A 2,265-nucleotide genomic window follows, 5' to 3' on the forward strand; every position below is an offset into this window, starting at 1 on the left:
GCGGCCGAGGCCGAGGCCGAGGCCCAGACCTCCCGCCGCCTGCCCGACGCGGACGCTCGCCTGGCGACACTCCGGGCCCGTGTGCACGAGGACATCGCCGCCACCAGCCATGCCCGCGACTGGATCCCCCGCGCTCCCGGGTCCACGGAACTCGACGTCCTGGTGATCGGCGGCGGGCAGGCCGGCCTGGGCACGGCGTTCGCACTGCAGCGCCAACGGATCGACCGCGTCCTGGTGGTGGACGACGGTCCGGAACACGAGGTGGGCTGCTGGGACCGCTATGCCCGCATGCACACCCTGCGCAGCCCCAAACATATGAGGGGCATCGAGTTCGACGTCCCCTCCCTCCACGTCCGGCGCTGGTTCGAGGCCGTCTACGGAGAGGCCGCCTGGGCCGCCGTCGAGCTCATTCCCCGCCTGGACTGGAACGACTACCTGCGCTGGTACCGGGAGGTCACGAGGATCAGCGTCCAGCATCGGACCCGGGTCACCGCGATTCACCGCCCCGCCACCCCGGACGGGCCGTTTTCCGTGGATCTGCGTGGTCCGGAGGGTCGGGAGACCACGCTGACCGCCCGGCGCATCGTCTGCGCACTCGGGCTCGCGGGCGGGGGCGGTGTGCGCGTGCCGGAGTTCATCTCCTCTCTGCCCCGCGAACGCTGGTTCCACACGGAGGACCCGATCGACTTCACCGCATTGCGGGGTCAGCGGGTGGCGGTGCTGGGCGGCGGCGCCTCCGGGTTCGACAACGCGGCCACCGCGCTGGACCACGGCGCCGTCCGGGCGCATGTGTTCGTGCGACGGGCGACGGTCCCGGCCTCCAACCCGCTGCGGTGGATGGAGTTCCCGGGCATGCAGGAGCGCTTCTACGACCTGGACGACCAGCGCAAGTGGGACTTCGGCGTGATGTCCGGAGGTCTTCCGCAGCCGCCCACGCAGCACGCGGTGTGGCGGTGCTTCACTCACTCCGGCTTCGCCTTGCACACCGGCTGTGGGTGGAACGCAGTCTCGATGGTCCACACCGGCACCGGTGGGCAGGAGATCGCGATCGACACCACCAGGGGGCGGTTCCACGCTGACGTCGTGCTGTCCGCGACCGGATACCAGGTGGACCTGCAGATGCGTCCGGAGCTCACCGAGTTCGTCGACGACATCGCGTTGTGGTCCGACCGCCACCCTCCCGCGGTCGATCACCCGGCCGGACGGAGTCCCTACCTGGGTCCGGGGTTCGAGTTCACCGAACGCGATCCGGGCACCGCCCCGTGGCTCACCCGGCTGCACCACTTCTCGACCGGTGCGCGGGCCTCCATGGGCGTCACCGGGAACCAGCTCTCCGGGATCTACGGCGGGATCGGGCGGATCGCCTCGGCGATCACCACTGCGATCACCCGCGAGAACTGGGACAGGCTCGCCGGTGACTTCGCGTCGTTCGAGCACATCGAGGTCCGATCCATCGGTCCCCACGACGCCTCCGACGGGTGGTATCCGACGAGCTCGCGCTTCTGACGTCGAGAGTCGCGCGCAGCCCATCAGAACGGGGGCTCCTCGTCCGACAGGGGAGTCGACGGCGTGGGCGGAGACACCGGACCGGTCTGTGGTGCCTGTCGCCAGAGTCGAGCCTGCGCACGGAGGTTGCGTCTCTCGACATCGCGACGGTGGCGCAGGTGGGGTCGCCGCCGCGACTCGGCCGATCCGGAGCCGGTCTCACCCGCTTCGGCTGCCTCCCGCTGTAGTCGGCTCGCCTCAGGGTGTCGTGGTGCGGCGTGGCCGGCGAAAGGCCCCGTGGGGAAGGTCGTGATGCGGGTTGCGGGGTCCCTGTTCGGGTGGTGGGGGCCGTGTATCCACACGTATGAACCGTCGGTCTCCCGGTAGTAGGCCCACACCCCGTCGGTCTTGAGTCTGTGGTGGAAGCGGCAGAGGGTGCCGAGGTCGTCGCACGTCGTGTGTCCGCTCTGGTCGGGGTGGTCATGGTCGAAGGGGACGATGTGGTCGAGGTCGGATTTCTCGGCGGAGGTCTGGCAGCCGGGGAAAACGCACGTACCGTCGCGCCCCCGACAGAAGCGGGCCAGGGCCTCGGACGGGGTGTGGCGCCGCGCAGCGGCGGTGTCCGGATCCGCGAGTTCGGAGAGTGCGTTGACCCGCCGCCTGGCGTCGCGCTGCAGTTCCTCGGCGGTGTGCCGGGTGATCGGCCCGTACCCGGCGAGGGTGATGCCGCGATTGTCCGGGGTGCCATCGTCGTATGCGTGGATGATGACCCGGCGAGCC

General features: G+C 70.4%; 2 protein-coding genes. One reads left to right on the forward strand and one right to left on the reverse strand.

The annotated features are described in order from the left end of the window. Positions 1 to 39 precede the first annotated feature (39 nt). Positions 40 to 1,506 (forward strand): NAD(P)/FAD-dependent oxidoreductase, encoded by a 1,467-nt coding sequence (locus tag G6020_RS14635; RefSeq protein WP_241732739.1) that lies wholly within the window; start codon positions 40 to 42, stop codon positions 1,504 to 1,506. Positions 1,507 to 1,529: 23 nt separating this feature from the next. Here the strand turns inward: G6020_RS14635 and G6020_RS14640 are convergent. Beyond that, on the reverse strand, positions 1,530 to 2,265 hold a 736-nt coding region (locus G6020_RS14640), incomplete at its 5' end, for an HNH endonuclease signature motif containing protein (RefSeq protein ID WP_182611110.1).

It is taken from the genome of Dietzia sp. B19, assembly GCF_014145155.1.
Classification (GTDB): Bacteria; Actinomycetota; Actinomycetes; order Mycobacteriales; family Mycobacteriaceae; genus Dietzia; species Dietzia natronolimnaea.